The following is a 14,341-nucleotide window of genomic DNA, read 5'->3' as shown; positions in this document are numbered from 1 at the left end:
CATCATCGAACCGGCTCGCATCCGGCCTTTCTCGTCCGGCAGGCCGCGCGCGATCCCAGGTCCCTCTTCCCCCTGAACCCCGTACCCCGGCCCCAATACGGTTCAGCAAGACTCCCCAGGGTGCAGCCCTTCACCCCGAGGGCCCGGTAATCGCCGAACATCTCTTCCAGGCGGCGAAACACGCCATCCGCGTCACCTTCCGTCTGCGTGAGCGGGCTCGTGCCCGGCGCAAGCTCCGAGGAGTGGATCATGAACACCAGCACGTCGATGCCGCCCCGCGCGGCCGCACGGTGGATGGCCCTCCAGTCCCCGCGGCGGCTCGCCGGCGATATGCGGAGCCACCTCTTCCGGAACACGGTCCGGTCGAGGAGGCGCTTTGCCGGCGACTCCGGCAGTGCGGAGAAGCGCCGGGCCGCCGTCGATCCCTCGCGGACCAGCCGGCCCGTGTAGAGAACCGTCATGGGGGCCTCCAGGAGCCCCGATTCACCGGGCCGGCAGACATTCTCCCCGGAGAGCCGGTACGGCGTCGCCGGTGCGTGACGGTAGTCAGGCCCCCCCGCGAGGGCCCCGTTTCCCGTATCCGCCCAGGAGGTTTTCGGCGTGACCGAGCAGTCGACCCGGTATCCCTGCCTGACAAGGGCGCCGACCATGGAGGCGCCCAGCCCCCAGCGGGCGGCCCTGAAGCTCCTCGGCGGGCGGCCGAACCGCTCTCCGATGCCCTCCGTCAGCGTCTGCAGCTTCCGCTCGAACCAGGTCGCGGGAAGCTGGGAGGGGTACATCTGCAGCGTCGGGTTTTCCTTTTCGAGCGCCATCAGGGGCGGCGTTGTCCAGGGCTCGAGGTGCGCGCCCACCTCCGCCCGTCCCTCATCCTGCCAGCCCCGCAGCCGCTTCACCGTTTCGCGGTCCTGCATGACCTCCTGGGCCACGAGGTATGTCGCAACGAACCCGAAACGCTCGCAGAGAGCCTGAAAACGGGGGAGGCACCGGAGATTGTCCAGCGTGACCCTGCCGTCGAAGGCCCACTGGTTGTCCGCCTCGGTGTCCACGGTGACGATCAGTCTCATGATGCCGCACCCGCCGCAACCCGGCCCGGGACGCAGCGCCCGACGTCCTCGAGGAGGTCCCGAAGCCGGCATGTATACGTGTGGCTCCGCAGGGCCTCCTCCGCGCCCTGCCGGGCGATGCGCTGCCGCTCGCCAGGGTTTTCCAGGTAACAGCGGACCTTCGCCGCCAGCTCCGCGGCATCCCCGAAACAGGCCAGGTGCTCCCCCTCGCGGAACAGGGCAAGCACGTCGCGCTGGCGGTCGGACAGGACGAACGCCCCGCAGGCCATGGCCTCGAACACCCGGGGGCTTGCCTGGTGGCAAGGGACCCGGCCCCGGGGATCGCGCCAGTGCGGGGCCAGGACGATCTTCGCGGAGCGGTAGATCCCGGTCCACACCGCGGGCGCCGTGTGGGCGCCTTTGACGTGCTTACGCAGCGGGGAGGCCGGCGGGAGCCGCTCCCAGCCCGGACCCCAGATGGCGAAATCGGTGCCGGCAAGGCCCGCGAAGAGCTGCTCCCTCACCGGGTAGTGCGACCCCACGAACACGACGTCGTGCCCGAGCCCCCCCTTTGCACCGTCGGAGATGCGGCAATGGCTCTCGGGGTCGCAGCCCATGGGAAGCCACCGGGCCCCCTCGATGCCGTTTGCGCGCAGAATCTCCAGTGCCTCCGTGCCCTGGCAGAAGATGCGGTTGTACGCCGGGGCAGCCCGGAGGACGGGGGAAAAATTCCACGGCGCGTCGATGGTCCACAGAACGGCGGCAGACCCCTCGGCTCTTGCCCGATGCACCGTGTCGGGATCGACAAGCTCGCCGCCCAGCACGATCAGCACATCCGGCCGGAGCCTCCCGGCGCGGGCGCGGAGGCGACGGTTGAGCCACGCGCGGTCCGCACGCTCCATCCACCGGCTGCGGTCGCGGAGGCGGCCCGGGATGCACCGCGCACCGTCGTCGAAGACGTGCAGCTCGTGCCCGAGGGCGCGGACCGCCCGCTCGATGTACTCCGTCACCGTCCAGTAGCGGGGGTTGTGGTATCCGCTCAAGAGGATTCTCATCATCACCGTCCGCGGGGGCTCACCACGGCTCCCTGTCACCCGGCCCGGCCTGCAGAGAGGGATGCAGCGCTCAGCAGCAAGGACTTCAGGAGCAGATAGTACGTGTTGGGAAAGAGGGGATAGCTCCGGACGGCCCGGAGGAACTCGGGCAGCGCCTCCCGCCGCCTGCCGTTTTCCAGAAAGTAGAGCCCCCGCATGTAGTGCACGTCGTGGGTGAAGCGCCCCAGGACGCTGGCGATCTGCGGGTGCCGCCCCGCGAGGTCCCTCAGGTGGCCGATCAGCGCCAGCCGGGCGTCCTGAAAGGGCTCGCTCTGCGAGTAGTTGCGGTCGTGCCGGACCCACTGCTGCACGACACCGGGCTCGTAGCGGAGCCGCGCACCGGAGACGAAGAGCCGCGCGAAGAACTCCGCGTCGTCGAGCCCCGTCAGCGCAGGGTCCTCCGAGAAGCCGCCGATCCGGCGGAAGGTGTCCGCGCGGATCATGATCGTCTGCATGGTCACCAGCGCCAGGTCCGTGGCCATGGCCCGGAGGCACTCTTCACCGGAGGCCTGACGGCTCACGAACCGGTCGATGAGGCGCCCGTCGTCGAAGACGCGCTCGTAGTCGGAATAGACGGCATCGGCCGTGCCGTCAGTCAACATGGCCCGGACCTGCCGCTCCAGCCGGCCCGGCATCATGATGTCGTCCTGGTCGATGAAGCACAGCAGGCCGGCCCTCGCCTGCCCGGCACCGAAATTGAGGGCGGCGCCCTTTCCCGCATGGGGGATCCGGAAGCGCCGCACCCGCGCATCGGACAACAGGCTGCCGGCCGCTCCGTCGGGAACGGCGGAACCGTCTTCCACAACGATCAGCTCGAAAGGCACCCCTGCCTGGCTCAGCACGCTGGCCGCTGAGCGTTCGATCCAGCGCTCCCCCTCGTAGTAGGGGAGGATCACCGAAACCTGTAACGCCGACGTCATGTCCGATCCCCCGTCGGGGACAGGAAATGCAAGAACCTCTCCAGATCCGACGGATTCCGCCTCGTCATCTACCGCACGGGGTTCTCCGCCCGGAGCGCGGCCTTCCGGCCGTCAGGGGCTTCGCCGGCTGAGGGCCCGCGTGTTTCCCCGGCTGCGCACAGGCCGTTGAGCACCTCAACGACGAGCCCCCTGTAGCGTCCCGCGCTGAGTGCGGCATCGGCGGCGATGAGGCAGGCCGCGTAGAGGCCGAGCCCCGCGGCCGCGAGGAACATGAGCCCCGGCAGGGCCACGGTCCCTGTCAGCCGCTTCAACAGAATGACCCCGACGGCCATGACCGTCGAGGCCCCCAGCGGGACGGCCAGCAGGGCGAGAATCCGGGAAACCGGCGATCCCGCGATCCTGACGGCAGCGGTGAGCGCCACGGCGGCCGCCGCGATCGCCGTCAGCGCGACGGCAAGCGCAGCGCCCGCGATGCCCCACAGCAGGGTGAGCGGGTAGAGGCCCGCGGCCAGGATGCCGAGCTGCAGCAGCGAGGATCCCGTGAGCAGTCCCGGGCGGCCGACGGCCATCAGCAGCGAACCCGTCGTGCCTTCCAGGGCTTTCGCGATCCCCATGACGCTCAGGATCTGCATGGCCGGGGCGATCCCCTGCCAGCGCTCGCCCAGGACCACGCGGACGAACTCCGGGGCGACGGCGAGAATGCCGAGCCCGATGGGCGCGCAGACCATGGCTGTTGTCTGGAGGACCCTCTCGAAAGACTCCCGCAGGCGGCCCGGCTGGTCCTGCAGCATTGAGAAGGAAGGGAAGACAACCATGGAAAAGGCGATGGCCACCTCTGATGAGGGGATCACCGCGGTCAGAAAGGCCATCTGGTAGTGTCCCAGGGGCTCGGCCCCCAGCATCCGCCCGATCAGGATGCTGTCGAGCTGCGATACGGCGAAGCCCGCCACGGCGAAGCCGGACACCCACTTGCCGAAATCCAGCAGTTCCCGGAAGGCGGCCGGATCGAAGCGGAACGACGGGCGGTAGGGGTGCAGCGCGTAGGAGAGGAAGACCCGGAGGACGTTGCCGGCCAGCCCCCCCCACACGAGCGCCCAGACGTCCCGAAGCACGGCGGCGAGGAGCACCGTCAGCGCGAATTCCAGTGCCGACGCCCATCCCTCGAATCGGAACTGCCTGTCGAATGCCAGGTCCTTCTGGAAGAAGACGATGCCGATATTCGCTAAACCCCCGAGCAGAACGGAGAGGGATACGACCCGGAGGATATCGGTGAGCCTGGGTTCCGTGAAGAAGGCGGCCACAACGGGCGCGGCCAGAACCAGGATGAGACACAGGACAAGGCTCCGCCCGAGCGTCACGGCCCAGGCCGTGTCCAGGCATTCCCGGGCACCGGTCCTCTTTCGGATGAGCGCCTGCTGCATGCCCGTCTGGGTGATGCTGTCCAGGCCCGTCACGAACAGCATCGCCATGGCGATGAGCCCGAAATCGGCCGGGAACAGAAGCCGGGCGAGCACGATCGTCCTCGCGAACCCGAGCGCCCGGTTGAAGAGGCGCAGCCCCAGCGTCCAGAGACCGCTGACGAGAACCTGCCTGAAAATCGATGCCGTCGGTTTCGATGCCATGACGATTCCGAACCGGGACGTCCGGTGCAACGGTTGATCGCGGAGGGCTTTCCGCATCGCGATCAGCGGCCGCTCCTGTGCCCCTCCGCGTTTTCGAACCGCGGGATCATGACGATCAGGGCCGTCAGGAACCAGAACGGCTCCATGATCCGCACGATGATGAAGGTGTTGGCGCCGATGCTGTGGACGAGAAGCCCCACGAGACCGGCGATGTAGCCGACGGCAATCGCCTCGAAGAGGGGATCCCGGCTTGCGCGGAGCGCCCGCATGCCGTGCCTGAAGAGAAGCGCGATGAGGACGAGGAAGGCCGTGAGGCCCAGCAGGCCCGTCTCGATGAGGATTCTCGGGATCTGGGCGTCGACGAAGGAGTGGCCCGTCACGCCCCAGCCGATCAGGGGGTGATGAACGAAGTCCTCCATGAGAATCACCTTCCAGGAGATCAGGCGGGCCGATGTGGACGAGTCGACCTTGATGGCCCCGATCTTGAGCTGCTCGTCGTTGTCGGGCTGGTTGAAGGTGTAGTTGACCCGGTCGGTGACGCTCTTGGGGAGAATGAAGGGCGACGCGGCCAAGAGGATGGCCAGGGGAATCACGATGAGAAGACGGTTGCGGCTCAGCGCGATGAGCGTCAGGATCGCCGGGGGCAGCGCGACCCAGGAGCCGCGCGAGAGGGTCGCCGCCAGCGCAACGAGCATCAGGCCGAGCAGCACGATCAGCAAGGGCTTTTTCCCGATCGACTTCGGTGTCGCGAGGAGGCTGACGACCAGGCAGAGCATGAGCACGAGGTAGCCCCCGAGCGTGTTGGGCTCGCCCTCCTCACCCTCGAAGGGTGCGGAGACGCGCTCCACGTAGGGGATCTGGGAGATGGCGTAGACGCAGACGCAGAAGCAGACCACGAGCATCGCGACCAGGAACCGGCGGATCTGATCCTTCTCCCGCAGGTGGTTGACGGCCATGAAATAGATCAAAAAGTACTCGAAGTACTTCAGGATGAAGAAGAACCCCACGACGGGGTTCAGGCGGCGCATCAGGTAATAGCCGTGCACCGTGGCCACGATGCAGATGACGAAATAGACGGCGATGGGAATGTTGAGCGGCGTTGTGCGGAAAAGGCCCAGTTCCTTGTCGACGGCCATCCGGAGGAACCAGCTCAGCCCGATTACGGCGATCAGGATGTCGTCGGCCCTGAGGGCGACGCCTCGGCCGCGGGCCGCGGCAATCTCGTCTCCCCCCCCGACGGTCAGCTGGGGCCCGAGGAGCATCGAGAAGATGAGCATGTAGAGGGCGATCTCGGTGCTGACGAAGCTGAAGGTGAAGACGATGATGGCGACAACGGAGGCCACGGCGATGCCCAGCGACAGCTTGTTGGCCAGCATGGCCCCGCACAGGGCAAGGCCGACGGCCGCCAGCAGGAAAACCGCCGCCCGCGTATTCCCCTCGAGGTTCTGGATCCCGATCATCTTTGTCCGACCGTCGGTTCGACTTCCCCGCCGTCCCCCGTCGGCCGCTGTGAAGCGGGCGGCGGACGCAGGTCTCCGTCCGAACGAAGGAATGCAAGAACCAAACCATGGTGCGGACGGGACATCGGCCGTCGGCAAGGGTCGGTGCGGGAGTCGCGCGGCGGGAGTGCTATCGGCCTCCGGCCGGCAGCTGCTTTTCGACGGCTTCCTTCATCCGCTGCATTTCGTGATACTTGCGCTCGATGTCCCGGGGGCGGTAGGTCCGGTCCTCGGGGATGTCGAAGACCCCGCCGAGAGCAACGACGAGAAGGGATGTGAGGACGGCGGCGGCAAGGATTAAGAGAAACCGTTTCAGGGTGAGGCCGCTCCGGGGCACGCGGATGCGCCTCTTTCGGAGCCCGCCCCCTGAGGATGCCGTTCTGCCGGCCGCCTTGAGGTCATTCATCGCATCACCCCGGGGCCCGGAGTGCCGACAACGATACCGGTTTCGCCGCCCGGGGCCTTCGCCGCGGCCGGCGGGTCACCCGGCGTCACGGCCCCGCGGTGCTGAATTTTCCGGGCCTCCAGCGACGGCGCGGCGAAAGTGAGATAGCCCATCTGGTAGAGGATCCCGGCGGCAAGGAACGTGACGGCCAGGATGAACACGGCGGCCCTCACGATCGCCGCCCTCTTTTCCTCCTTGGGATCGCGCCCGATGGAGGGGCGCGCCGCGCCCGCCGCCTTGATGCGGTCCCGAAGCGAGCGGCCGGAAACCGGCTGCTCTCCCTCTGCCGATCCGCCGCCGGCGACGCCCTTTTTGAAGAGACCGAGCCGCGCCTTCAGCATCTCGGGGATGGCCCGGATCCGGTCGGCCGGCGTCTCGGGCTTGCCGTCCGTCTTCTGGGAGAAGTAGTAGTAGTACTTGTACTTGTAGTCGGCGTAATCGGAGCTCAGCTCCGCCCTCAGGCCGTTGAGGATGACGCCGATGACGTTGGCCTTCACGTTGTCGAGCTGGGCCTTGGCGCGCTTGAGCACCCCGCGGGGGATCCGGCCCACGCGGTAGACCATCACCACGGCGTCGGCCTTGGCGGCCAGCAGCGCCGCGTCGGTCGCCGCGAGCAGCGGGGGGGCGTCGATGAGCACGACGTCGTAGGCGGAGCGGACCTCGGCGATGAAGTCGCCGATCGCCTTCGAGTAGATCAGCTCCGCCGGGTTCGGCGGGATCGTCCCCGACGAGAGGATGTGGAGGTTCTCGATGCCGGGCGTCTGCAGGATGTCGTCGGTGCTCAGCGTGCCCGTCATGATGTCGGAGATGGTCCGGACGACCTTCCGCCACTCGTAACTGCCCAGCAGCACGTCGGAGAGCCCCGGCACGTAGTCCATGCCGAACATCCGGGAGATCATGGGCTTGCGCAGGTCGCCCTCGATGAGCAGGACGCGGTTGCCGCCCTGGGCCATCGTGATGGCCAGGTTGACGATGGAGGTCGTCTTGCCCTCCTCGGGGGAGGAGCTCGTCAGGACGATCGTCTTGATGTCCTTGTCCAGGCAGGCGAAGGCGAGGTTCGTCCGGATCGCGCGGTAGCTCTCCGCGAGGCGCGACTTGGGCGCGAAGTGCGAGACGAGCCGGGCCCCCCGCTCGGCCACCTCCGCGTCGACGTCCTCGGCGTACTTCTCCTTGAGCGTCTCCTTGATCTCCTGCTGGCTCACGTGGGGGATCAGCCCCAGGACGTGGACGCCCAGCAGGCTCTCGATCTCCTCGATGGCCCCCAGCGAGGTGTCGAACATCTCGACGAGGAAGGCGAGGGCGATGCCGAGGATGAGCCCGATGAGGAACCCTGCAATCGCCTTCTCCTTGATCTTGGGCGCGTTGGACGGGGTCCGGGGCTCCAGGGCGGGCCGGATGATCTGCACGGTCTCCACGCGCTCGGCGTTGGTGATCTGCGCCTCCTGGAACTTGCGCTCCAGCATGTTGAACACTTCCTGGTTGAGCTGGATCTGCCGCTCGAGCCGCGAGAGCTCGAGACGTTTCTCCGGGAGGATCCGGACCTGCTCCGCAGTCTCGTCGATCTTCGCCTTGAGGTCCCGGATGTCCTCGCGCAGCTGCGACTCGAAGGCGGCCATCTGGCCCTTCATCGTGACGATGATCTCGTCGATCTGCCTGCGGATCTCCGCCACCTGCGGGTGGAGCTCCGTGTAGGTCTTCAGCAGGGTGTCGCGCTCGAGCATGAGCTGGACGAGCTTGTCGTTGAAGGACTTGTAGGCGGCCGGCGCGTCCTCGAAGTGGAAGCTCGTCTTGGAGCCCAGCGGCGTCGATCCCGCCCGGTCGAGAAGGCGCCGCATCTCGCCCGCCTTCTGGGCGTTGGCCACGGCCTTGTCGTAAGCGGCCTGCAGGGCCTGGAGCTTCGAGACCATGGCGGTGCTCTCGGCGTCGATGGAGACGAGCTTGTGCTGCTCCCGGTAGGCCTTGGCGGCCTCCTCGGAGGCCTTGAGCTTCTCCCGGGCCTGGACGAGCTGGGCCTCGATGAAGCTCTTCTGGCTGACCGAGCGCTTGTTCGTGTCGTTGATCCGCTCCTCCCGGTAGACCTCGGCGATGGTGTTGGCCAGCCGCACGGCCAGCCGGGGGTCCTCGGACTGCACGTGGATGTTGATGACCCCGATCTGCTGCTCGAAGTCCGACTCCACCATGTTCCGCAGGCTCAGGACCGTCGCCAGGTATTCCTTGTTGGCCCGCACCTCCTCGGAGGTGAGGTTGGCGGGGATCATGCCGAGCTTCTTGGCCGCCTTCTCGACGATCCCGTGGCTTCGCACGACGGCGGCCTGCGACGTCAGCATGTCCGCGTTGTTCCAGGGCATCGACTCCTGGTAGATGCCTGCGCCGGAGAGCATGACCCGCTCGAGCTTCACGCTCGCCGTGGACTTGTAGAGCGGCACGGGCTTGCTCAGCAGGGCGAACAGGGTGCTGAGGGTCCCCGTCAGCAGGAGCGTGACGAGGATGATCCAGCGCCTCTTCTTGACGATGCGCCAGTATTCGCGGAGGTTGATGTCGTATTGGGCCATGGTCTCTCTACTTCAGGAAGCGCATTTTGGTCGGATCGCCGTAGGTGTCGCGATACTGCGCCGGCTTCAGCAGGTAATCGAGAAGCGGCACCGTGTTGGTGATCCACTCGTTGATGTCGCCGATGAGGATCCGCGGCACCCAGACGATGTCGCCGTTCTTGAGCGCCACGTTCTGGGCGATGTCCCCCTTCTTCGTGATGTCGTCGTAGCTGGCCGACAGGATGACCGGTTCGCCCTTCCGCTCCTGGTACTCGCGGATGATCTTGATGTCCGACTTGACGGCCAGGCCCGTCGGCCCGCCCGCCAGCGACAGCAGGGCCAGCAGATCGCTGGCGTCCTTGAGCCGGTAGATCCCCTGCGCGTTGACCTCGCCGAGGACGTAGACCCGCTCGCCGAAGAAGGGCAGCTCGGGCACGGTGACGATGTCCCCCGCGTCGAGGATCACGTTCTGGCTGGTGTCGCCCTTGAACATGACGTCATAGAGGTTGAGCGTGTAGCGCTTGCCCCTGCGCAGCAGCTCCACGTTGCGCAGATCCGCGTTGCCGCCCTCGTCCCCCACGACGACCTGCGTCTGGCCCGTCCCCGAGAAGGAGCCCCCGCGTCCCATGACGGGGCCGCCGGCCGACACGATGAGATCGAGAACGGTCGTCTTCCCCTTCAGGGGGTACTTGCCCGGCCCGGAGGGCCCGGGGGGGATCTTGTTGATCTGGCCGAAGAGCAGGACCGTCTTGCTCCGGTATTCCTTGACGACCACTTCGAGCCGCGGCGCCCGGATGTACTGCCTCAGGCCCTCCATGAGCGCCTCGTGCAGCTCACCCACCGTGCGGCCGCCCGCCTGCACGTCGTCCATGAAGGCATAGGAAATCTTTCCGTCGGATCGGACCTCCGCGATGTACTCCGTGCTCTTCGCCCCTTCCCAGTAGGTGATCTTCAGCACGTCGCCGGGCCCGAGCAGGTACTCCGGCGTCCCCCTTCGCTGCGTGAAGGACTCGTTGCCGGTGGCGGCGGCCATCGCCGCGATGTCCGACTGCTGCTGCCGGCGGGCCTTCTCGGCCGCGGCAGCGTCCTCGGCCGAAGACTTGAGCGTCTTGACGGGCACGCCCTTGGCCTCGAGGGCGTGTGGGATGTAGGTGCTGCAGGCCGACAGGCCGGCCGCGGCAAGCACGAGGAGCGTTGCAACGGTTGCATTTTTCATTCGCCAGTACATTCCGACTCTCCTGCGCAGGATGACCGGATTCATGACATGCCAACATCATGCCAGTTAAAAGAAAAAGCGCCCGTGTACGGTTCTTGCATGACAAGAGCACGACCTTCCCTGCCCGGCGTCCGGGAGTCCTTCCCGGTCTGGGCGGCGGGCGGTCGGTGCCCACGAACGAAGAGAAGGCGGAAGTCCCATGGTGCGATACGTCGACCTGATCACCGATGCCGCGCAGAGCGGCAGGAAAGACGACACGGCGCAGCCCCCCGCAACCGCGGTCCCCGGGTCCCTGTTCTCCCGCGCCGCGCAGGGACCGGCCGCGAGAGAGCCGGATTCGGACAAGGACATCTACCTCTGCCTCTGGCGGCATCTCCAGGCCATCAAGGTGAGCATGCTGGAAAACAGGGCCTTCGACATCCTGCCCCTGCGGGAGCAACTTCGGGCGATCGCGGGCAGCGCCGAGACGATCGACCGGCTCTACCACTACACGACGCGCTACGGCAACGAGGAGGACTACACGGCATCCCACTCGATCAACACCATGATCTATGCCCTGAAGATCGGCCTGCGGCTCGAGTACGCGCCGGGCAGCCTCGAGGCGCTGGGACTGGCCGCGCTCCTGCACGACGTCGGCATGTTCGCGGTCCCCGACGCGATCCTGCGCAAGCCCGAGGCCCTCTCCGGCGAGGAGACGGCCGCGGTCCGCAGGCACCCCGAGACCGGCCGCAGCGCCCTTGCGCCCTGGAGCGCCGAGATGCCCTGGCTCGCCCAGACGGCCTACGAGCACCACGAGCTTGAGGACGGCAGCGGCTATCCCCGGGGTCTCAGGGGCGAGCAGATCTCCGAGTATGCGAAGATCGTCGGCCTGGCGAGCACCTACGAGGCCATGACGCACGAGCGGCCCCACCGGCGCTGCGTGTCGGTCCGGGAGCTCGTCGACACGAAGAACCGCTCCTTCTCCCCGCGCGTGATGCGGGCCTTCCTCGAGCAGATCTCCCTCTACCCCATCGGGAGCTTCGTCCGGCTCAACAACCGGACCCTCGGCAAGGTCGTCGGGACCCACGTCGGCCAGCCGCTGCGGCCCGTCGTGCAGATCCTGGAGGACGCCGACGGCAACCGGGTGACGGACGACAGGACGGTCAACCTGCTGGGCAACCCGATCCTCTGGGTGACGGGGCCCGTCTCGGACGAGGAGCTCGCGCGCATCCAAAAAGGATAGAAGTTGGGAAGTTAAGAAGTTGATAGCGTAAAATACGCGTTACCTGTTCTTTGAAAAAGCAGAGAGCATCTGATACGCCTTTGGAGAATTCGCCAAAACTCGAAAGGAGGTATCAAGATGCTCCCAGGAGAGTTACCCCTCCCGGAATGGATTGTTGCCTGCCCCGGGGACGTTGTCAACCGGTTGTTTGTTCATTTGGCCGCCCTGTACGATCAGGCCTTTCCCCGGAGTTACGGGCAGCGGCTTCGGGACATCCAGCTGCAGTGGCTGTCGGCCCATCGGGGCCGGCTGCGCTGTCCGCGCTGCGACGGCACGGCGCTGATCCGCAAGGGTTGGCGGAGCCGGGTGCTGCGGACGTCGCGGGGGCGCCTGTCACTGGCGGTCCTGCAGATGCGCTGCAAGGCCTGCGGCCGGACGTTTCGGCCGGTCAATGCCGTGCTGGGGCTTCCCTTCGGGCGGCGCTTCCTCGACGAGCTGGTCGAGAAGGCCATCGGGCTGGGGATCCAGATGCCCTTCGGGCGGGCCTCCTGGGCCCTGCGCGCGCTGCTGGCCGATGCGCCTTCCCCGGAGGGGCTGCGGCGCCAGATCGCCGCCCGGGCCGCGACGCTCGCCCCGAGCGACGAGGTGGCCGGCAAGACCGTGCTGGTCGACGGCACCCGGGTCAAGGCGGGGAAGAACCCGCGGGGCTCGGCCGTTTATCTGGCCGTCAGCGCCATCCCGGGTCCCGCGGTGGCCGGACGCCCGACCATCGTCAAGCGGCTGGTGCACGTGCACGTGGGTGATGCCGAGGGGCTTCGCCGGCGACTGCTGGGGTTGCCCATCGAGCGGCTCGTGCATGATGGGGGCCTGAACCTCGAGGCCTGTGCCTCTGCGGTCCAGCGCTGCCGCTGGCATCTGGTGCACCAGCTCAATCACTACCTCTGGCTCGACGGCATGCAGGTCGAGCAGCGCCGGCACTACCAGAAGCGCCTCAAGCGGTTGCTGTGGCGCCGGGGGCCCCGAGCCCCCGAGGGCTTGGATGCCTTTATCAAAGAGCTGCAGCGCGACGGCTTCCGTCAGTCGGCCGAGCACCTCCAAAACGCTCAGCCGCACGCCTTCAGCTGGCAGGCCGACAAGGGCTTTGCCTTCACGACCACCGCTCCCCTGGAGCGGGAGATGAGGGAACTCAACCGCAGGGCCGATGTCGGGGCCCGCTGGAGCGACCGCGGGATCGAAAACGTCCTGACGGTGCTGTTCCACTACCGGCTCAATGAAAAACCGATAGTGCCCCTAAGGGCGTATCAGTAGGTAACGTGTTTTTGTTGCTATCAAGAAGTTTGGAAGTTTGGAAAAGCCGGTAAAATAGGAGGGCTGGGAGCCTGTCCGAACTTCTCAGCTTCCCAGCTTCGCAGCTTCCTGTCTCGGTTCCGCCCCGGCCAGCTCGTCGCCCGGCATGGCCGTGTCCTCGATGACCTGCCTCACGATGTCCCTGTCGATTCTTTCGGCCTGGATCCCGAACCCGATGAGCAGGCACATGTCGCAGAGGTTGTTGACCCGCCGGGGCACGCCCCGGGTCTGGCGGTAGATCTCCTCGAAGGCGTCGGGGGTGAAGATCTCGCGCGTCGCGCCGGCACGGCCGAGCCGGAACTCGATGTACCGCGCCATCTCCTCCGGGGTGAGCGGGCCGAGGTGGTAGCGGATGGCGATCCGCGAGTCGAGCTGCTCGATCCGCCGGATGATGCCGCGCAGCTCGGGCTGGCCGATGAGCAGCAGGTTCAGCAGGAACCGGTCGTTGAACTGGTAGTTGAGCAGCAGGCGCACCTCCTCGAAGTTGGTGGGCGAGAGCAGCTGCGCCTCGTCGATGACGAGGATCGTCGTGCGGTTCTCCCGGAAGTCCTGCATCATCATCTCGCCCAGCGCGTTCAGGAGCTCGTGCTTGGAGTGCGAGGCCGGCTCGAGGCCGAACTGGTAGAGGATCTCGCGGATGAACTCGATGGGCTCGAGCATGGGGTTCGTGATGAGCCCCACGTGGTAGTCCTTCTGGGGGAGGTTCCGGATGAGCGCCCGCGACAGGGTCGTCTTGCCGCAGCCCACGTCCCCCGTGAGCAGCGCGGCGCCCTTGCGCCGCTGGACGGCGTAGACGAGGCGGGTCATCGCCTCGCGCCAGTGCCCCGAGTTGTAGATGAACTTCAGGTCGGGGACGATTTCGTAGGGGAAGGTCTCGAGCCCCCAGTGTTCCAGATACATCGAAGCAGTCCTTCCAGGGAGAAATAGATCTCCGCAAAACAGGTCCGGTAGTGATAGGCCGTCATCCCGTAGGGGTCCCGGATGTCGAGCCCGTCGCCGCCGCCCGGCGCGGCGAAGGACTTGAGCAGCCGGACCTTGCCGACCGCGGCGGGATGGCGCCTCAGCACCTCGTCCCGCTGGGCCTCCTCCATGACGAGGACCCAGTCGGCCCCATCGACCATCGCGGCCGACAGCGACCGGGACCGGTGCCCGTTGGCCTCGATGCCCTTCTCCCGGAGGAGGGCCGCGGCCCGCGGGTCGGCCTCTGCGCCGCCGAGATCGAGCAGGCCGGCCGAGGCCGCCTGCACGCCGCTCAGTCCCGTCCGCCGCAGGAGCGACCGGAACACCCGCTCGGCCATGAAGCTCCGGCACAGGTTGCCCGAGCAGACAAACAGGATTTTCTTCGGGGCCGCTTGCGCCGTCACGGAATCGACTTCCATCCTCACGGTCGAGGCATCGCGGAAAAAGATTGCAAAACCCATGC

Annotated in this window: 12 protein-coding genes; 2 read left to right on the top strand and 10 right to left on the bottom strand. The window is 67.0% G+C overall.

The window, feature by feature from the left end; all coding sequences use genetic code 11:
- Positions 1-2: 2 nt before the first annotated feature.
- The 8 genes from HPY67_12575 to HPY67_12540 form a co-directional block, all read right to left on the bottom strand.
- Complete coding sequence (locus tag HPY67_12575; GenBank protein ID NPV05556.1) at positions 3-1,064, bottom strand: hypothetical protein; 1,062 nt, start codon at positions 1,062-1,064, stop codon at positions 3-5.
- Complete coding sequence (locus tag HPY67_12570) at positions 1,061-2,098, bottom strand: glycosyltransferase (GenBank protein ID NPV05555.1); 1,038 nt, start codon at positions 2,096-2,098, stop codon at positions 1,061-1,063. Before HPY67_12570 ends, HPY67_12575 begins: the two co-directional genes overlap by 4 nt.
- Positions 2,099-2,133: 35 nt before the next feature.
- Positions 2,134-3,057, bottom strand: a complete 924-nt coding sequence (locus tag HPY67_12565; protein ID NPV05554.1) for a glycosyltransferase family 2 protein — start codon at positions 3,055-3,057, stop codon at positions 2,134-2,136.
- Between the two features lie 68 nt (positions 3,058-3,125).
- Positions 3,126-4,679 carry a lipopolysaccharide biosynthesis protein gene (locus HPY67_12560; protein ID NPV05553.1) on the bottom strand — a complete coding sequence of 518 codons (1,554 nt, stop codon included), beginning with the start codon at positions 4,677-4,679 and terminating at the stop codon, positions 3,126-3,128.
- A 62-nt stretch (positions 4,680-4,741) separates the two neighbouring features.
- The gene (locus HPY67_12555; GenBank protein NPV05552.1) at positions 4,742-6,139 is read right to left on the bottom strand and encodes a hypothetical protein; all 1,398 of its coding nucleotides are present in this window, start codon (positions 6,137-6,139) and stop codon (positions 4,742-4,744) included.
- Between the two features lie 169 nt (positions 6,140-6,308).
- Entirely contained in the window at positions 6,309-6,584 is a 276-nt protein-coding gene (locus HPY67_12550; protein ID NPV05551.1) for a hypothetical protein, read from the bottom strand.
- The gene (locus HPY67_12545) at positions 6,581-9,175 is read right to left on the bottom strand and encodes an AAA family ATPase (protein ID NPV05550.1); all 2,595 of its coding nucleotides are present in this window, start codon (positions 9,173-9,175) and stop codon (positions 6,581-6,583) included. Before HPY67_12545 ends, HPY67_12550 begins: the two co-directional genes overlap by 4 nt.
- Before the next feature lie 7 nt (positions 9,176-9,182).
- Entirely contained in the window at positions 9,183-10,382 is a 1,200-nt protein-coding gene (locus HPY67_12540) for a hypothetical protein (protein ID NPV05549.1), read from the bottom strand.
- A 187-nt stretch (positions 10,383-10,569) separates the two neighbouring features.
- On the opposite strand from HPY67_12540, the gene HPY67_12535 reads away from it, so the two are divergent.
- Positions 10,570-11,592, top strand: coding sequence for an HD domain-containing protein (locus HPY67_12535; protein NPV05548.1), 1,023 nt, complete (start codon positions 10,570-10,572; stop codon positions 11,590-11,592).
- Positions 11,593-11,787: 195 nt separating this feature from the next.
- Positions 11,788-12,879: a hypothetical protein gene (locus tag HPY67_12530; protein NPV05547.1), complete on the top strand. Its 1,092-nt coding sequence runs from the start codon at positions 11,788-11,790 to the stop codon at positions 12,877-12,879.
- An 84-nt stretch (positions 12,880-12,963) separates the two neighbouring features.
- Here HPY67_12530 and HPY67_12525 read toward each other — a convergent pair whose 3' ends face one another.
- Together HPY67_12525 and HPY67_12520 are read right to left on the bottom strand one after the other, a co-directional pair.
- Positions 12,964-13,818, bottom strand: coding sequence for an AAA family ATPase (locus tag HPY67_12525; protein NPV05546.1), 855 nt, complete (start codon positions 13,816-13,818; stop codon positions 12,964-12,966).
- The gene (locus HPY67_12520; GenBank protein NPV05545.1) at positions 13,761-14,297 is read right to left on the bottom strand and encodes a low molecular weight protein arginine phosphatase; all 537 of its coding nucleotides are present in this window, start codon (positions 14,295-14,297) and stop codon (positions 13,761-13,763) included. The genes HPY67_12525 and HPY67_12520 overlap by 58 nt, the downstream gene beginning before the upstream one ends.
- Positions 14,298-14,341 lie beyond the last annotated feature (44 nt).

The sequence above is a fragment of the Syntrophaceae bacterium genome (assembly GCA_013177795.1).
Lineage (GTDB): Bacteria > Desulfobacterota > Syntrophia > Syntrophales > UBA2192 > UBA2192.
Note: the sequence above shows the minus strand (reverse complement) of the source record. Positions and strands in the feature narration are given on the sequence as shown.